4 protein-coding genes are annotated in these 4,448 nt (G+C 73.4%); all 4 read left to right on the plus strand.

Annotated features, from left to right (window positions below):
• The first annotated feature begins 77 nt into the window (after window positions 1-77).
• The 4 genes from H9652_RS08000 to cobA are packed head-to-tail and all read left to right on the plus strand — an operon-like array spanning window position 78 to window position 4,391.
• Window positions 78-1,208 carry an ABC transporter substrate-binding protein gene (locus tag H9652_RS08000; RefSeq protein ID WP_191795784.1) on the plus strand — a complete coding sequence of 377 codons (1,131 nt, stop codon included), beginning with the start codon at window positions 78-80 and terminating at the stop codon, window positions 1,206-1,208.
• Between the two features lie 4 nt (window positions 1,209-1,212).
• The gene (locus H9652_RS08005) at window positions 1,213-2,028 is read left to right on the plus strand and encodes an ABC transporter ATP-binding protein (RefSeq protein WP_191795785.1); all 816 of its coding nucleotides are present in this window, start codon (window positions 1,213-1,215) and stop codon (window positions 2,026-2,028) included.
• Window positions 2,018-3,085 carry an ABC transporter permease gene (locus tag H9652_RS08010; protein ID WP_191795786.1) on the plus strand — a complete coding sequence of 356 codons (1,068 nt, stop codon included), beginning with the start codon at window positions 2,018-2,020 and terminating at the stop codon, window positions 3,083-3,085. The genes H9652_RS08005 and H9652_RS08010 overlap by 11 nt, the downstream gene beginning before the upstream one ends.
• A 7-nt stretch (window positions 3,086-3,092) precedes the next feature.
• Entirely contained in the window at window positions 3,093-4,391 is a 1,299-nt protein-coding gene (cobA, locus tag H9652_RS08015) for a uroporphyrinogen-III C-methyltransferase (protein WP_191795787.1), read from the plus strand.
• The last annotated feature ends 57 nt before the right edge of the window (window positions 4,392-4,448 follow it).

Below are 4,448 nucleotides of genomic sequence, written 5' to 3' on the forward strand. Positions count from 1 at the left end.
GGACTGCACGGATCGGCGCTGCCGGGACTCGACACGTCCACCGCCAGGCAACCACCGACCATCCAGAAGGACCCACCATGAACACGTCGTCCCGCCCGACCCGCACGACCCGAGCCGGCACGTCACGACACCGCTTCGCCCGGACCCGCTCCGCGGTCGCCGCGCTCGCCGTCGCGCCGCTGCTCCTGCTCTCCGCCTGCTCCACGGGCACGTCCGACGCCGCCGACGGCCCCGACGCCTCGACCGGCCCGGCCGACGAGCTGCGCCTCGGGTACTTCGCGAACGTCACGCACGCCCCGGCCCTCGTCGGGGTCGCGGGCGGGCAGTTCGAGGAGGCCCTGGGCGAGACCAAGCTCTCGACCCAGGTGTTCAACGCCGGCCCCGCCGCGATCGAGGCCCTCAACGCGGGCGCCATCGACGCCACGTTCATCGGCCCCAACCCCGCGATCAACAACTTCGTGAAGTCGAACGGAGAGGCCGTGCGCATCATCGCGGGCTCGACGTCGGGCGGGGCCCAGCTCGTCGTGCGCGACGGGATCGACACGGCCGCCGACCTCAAGGGCACCAAGATCGCCTCGCCCCAGCTCGGCGGGACCCAGGACGTCGCGCTGCGCGCCTGGCTCACCGAGAACGGCCTGAAGAACGACATCCAGGGCGGCGGGGACGTCGCGGTCACCCCGACCGAGAACGCCCAGACCCTCACGCTGTTCCAGAACGGCGAGCTCGACGGCGGCTGGCTGCCCGAGCCCTGGGCCTCGCGCCTCGTGCTCGACGCCGGTGCGCACGTCCTGGTCGACGAGAAGGACCTGTGGGACGACGGCCAGTTCCTCACCACGCACCTGATCGTCCGCACCGACTTCCTCGAGGAGCACCCCGAGACGGTCGAGGCGCTCCTGCGCGGCGAGGTCGCGGCGATCGACTGGCTCGACGCCAACCCCGACGAGGCCAAGACGCTCGTCAACGGCGAGATCGAGAAGATCGCCGGCAAGCCCCTGTCCGACGCGGTCCTCGACCGTGCCTTCACCAACATCACCTTCACGACGGACCCGCTCGCGGGCACGCTCGACACCCTGCTCGAGGACGGCGTGACGGCCGGAACCACCACCGAGGCGGACCTGAACGGCATCTACGACCTGAGCCTCCTCAACAAGGTGCTGAAGGAGGCCGGTCAGCCGACCGTCTCCGCCGCAGGTCTCGGCAAGGAGTAGCACGATGACCACCACGTCCCCCGCCCGTACGGGCACACCGGTCGCCACGACCTCGGACGAGGACACCGGCCCCACGACCGGTGTCCGCCTGCGCGGCGTGTCCAAGCGGTTCTCCCCGACGGGCGCCCCGGTGCTCGACGGGATCGACCTGGACATCGCGCAGGGGGAGTTCGTCTGCCTGCTCGGAGCCTCCGGCTGCGGCAAGTCGACGCTGCTCAACATCGTCGCGGGCCTCGAGCGCCCGACCACGGGGGACGTGGAGGTCGCCGGGGACGGCGCGGCCCTGATGTTCCAGGAGTCCGCGCTGTTCCCCTGGCTCACCGCGAGCCGCAACATCGAGCTCGCCCTGAAGTTCCGGGGCGTGCCCCGCTCCGAGCGCCGCGAGCGGGCCGCCGAGCTGCTCTCGCTCGTGCGGCTCGACGGCTCGGGCGACAAGCGCGTCCACGAGCTCTCGGGCGGCATGCGCCAGCGCGTCGCGCTGGCCCGCTCCCTCGCCCAGGAGCGGGACGTCCTGCTCATGGACGAGCCGTTCGCGGCGCTCGACGCCATCACGCGTGACCTGCTCCACGACGAGCTCGAGCGCGTCTGGGAGCAGACCGGCCGCACGATCGTGTTCATCACGCACAACGTCCGTGAGGCCGTGCGGCTCGGGCAGCGCGTGCTGCTCATGTCGTCGCGCCCCGGACGCATCGTGCGCGAGTGGGACGTCGACGTGTACGGGGCCGACGAGCAGCGCAGCATCGAGGCGGCCGCCGCGTCCCGCCTCGCGACCGAGATCACCAACGACCTCCGTGAGGAGATCCGCCGCCATGCCGTCTGAGACGTCGAAGAGCACCGAGACCCTGGCCCCGCGTGACGAGGCCCTGCCCGGTCCGGACCCCTCCGGGCTCTCGCCCGAGACGCCCGACGCCGTCGCGACGGGTCCGCGCGTGGCGGGGGCCGTCGTCGGGCACGCCAAGGACGTGAGCGACATCGAGGCGGGCCTCGACGCCCTCCAGACGACCGTCGCGCCCACCGCGAGCCGGTGGTCCAAGGCGTTCCACGCCGTCTACCCGCCGGTCCTGGCGATCGCGATCCTGCTCGCCGTCTGGCAGACCCTTGTGTGGCTCGAGGTCCAGCCCATCTACAACCTGCCCGGCCCCGAGCAGGTCTGGGAGGCCGTCACGCGCGCCGCGGCGAGCGGCACGCTGTGGCAGGCCCTCGGGACGAGCCTCGAGCGCGGTGTCCTGGGCTTCCTCGCAGCCGTCGCGATCGGCACGCCGCTCGGCATCCTCGTGGCACGCGTGCGCTGGGTGCGCGTGTCGTTCGGGCCCATCATCACGGGTCTGCAGGTGCTGCCGTCGGTCGCCTGGGTGCCTGCGGGCATCATCTGGTTCGGGCTGTCCGACGCCACGGTGTACTTCGTGATCCTCATGGGCGCGGTGCCCTCGATCATCAACGGGATCGTGTCGGGCGTGGACCAGGTGCCGCCGCTGTACCGGCGCGTGGGTCAGGTCCTGGGCGCGGGCCGGTTCCAGATGATCAAGGACGTCATCCTGCCCGCGGCCTTCCCCGGCTACCTCGCGGGCCTCAAGCAGGGCTGGGCGTTCTCGTGGCGCTCGCTCATGGCCGCGGAGATCATCGCGGTCGGCGGCGGGATCGGGTTCGGGCTGGGCGCGTTCCTCCAGCAGGGGCGCGAGCTGTCCGACATGGCGCTCGTCTTCACCGCGATCCTGCTGATCCTCGTGGTCGGCATGGTCATCGAGCTGCTGTTCTTCGCTCCGGTCGAGAAGTCGATGTTGCGTCGTCGGGGCCTGGCCCCGGAGACCTCGACCAGCAAGGGCTCGGGGTGGCTGCTGCGCCGGCGTGAGCTGGCCGCCGCCGCTTTCGGGCGATGATGGGCGCATGAACCCTGAGCTCTACCCCCTCGGTCTGCGGATCGCGGGCCGTCTCGTGGTCGTCGTGGGCGGTGGTCCGGTCGCCGCACGGCGCGCCCGGTCTCTCGTCCTCGCGGGCGCGCACGTGCGTGTCGTGGCCCCGGAGGTCTGCGAGGACCTGGCGGCGCTGATCGCCCCCCTGCCCGACGGCGCCGCTCACCACGACGGGCCCGGCACGGCCGGGACCGTGGTCCGGGAGGCGCGCTCGTACCGGCCCGGAGACCTCGAGGGAGCGTGGCTCGTGCACACCGCGACGGGCTCTCCCGAGGTCGACGCGGACGTCGCGGCCGAGGCCGAGGCGCTGCGCGTCTTCTGCGTGAGCGCCGGTGACGCCGAGGCCGGGACCGCCTGGGTCCCGGCCGTGGCCCGGGTGACCGTGGCGGACGACACCCCCTCCGCCGCCCCGGCGACCTCGACCGAGGTCGTCGTGGCCGTGAACGCGGGCCGCGACCCCCGCCGCGCCCAGCGCGTCCGGGACGCGATCGACGCCCTCCTGGCGACCGGCGAGCTCCCGCTGCGGCCGGTCCGGCCCGGTGCGGGCGGCCGCGGGAGCGTCGCCCTCGTGGGCGGTGGCCCCGGCGACCCCGGTCTCGTCACCGCGCGCGGGCGCCGTCTGCTCGCGCAGGCCGAGGTCGTGGTGACCGACCGGCTGGGCCCGCGCGCCCTGCTCGACGAGCTCGCGGACGACGTCGTCGTGGTCGACGTCGGCAAGACCCCGGGCTTCCACCCGGTCCCGCAGGAGGAGATCAACGCGCTGCTGGTCGAGCACGCGCTCGCCGGACGCCGCGTCGTCCGTCTCAAGGGCGGCGACCCCTACGTGTTCGGGCGCGGAGGCGAGGAGCTCATCGCGTGCGAGGAGCACGGCATCCCCGTCGAGGTCGTGCCCGGCGTGACGAGCGCGGTCTCCGTGCCCGCCGCCGTGGGCATCCCCGTGACGCACCGCGGCTGGTCGCGCGGCTTCACGGTCCTGACCGGGCACGAGGACATCGGCAAGGTGCCGGCAGCCTCCGACCACACCGTCGTCCTGCTCATGGGCGTCTCACGGCTCCGCGACTCCGCGGCCGCGCTCGTGGCCTCGGGCCGCTCACCCGAGACCCCCGTCGCGGTCGTCGAGGACGGGTACGGCCCTCGACAGCGGTCGACCGTCGGGACGCTCGCGACCATCGCCGACGTCGCGACCGCGGCCGGCGTCCGCGCTCCGGCCGTGACCGTGATCGGCGACGTGGTGCGGGTGAGCCCGGCGTGGCGGGCGGCCGGGCTCGGCTGACAGCTGACGGCTGACAGCTGACGAGAACGACCTGGGGGCCGTCATCCGGTGGATGAC

The organism is Oerskovia rustica (assembly GCF_014836555.1).
GTDB classification, from domain to species: Bacteria; Actinomycetota; Actinomycetes; order Actinomycetales; family Cellulomonadaceae; genus Oerskovia; species Oerskovia rustica.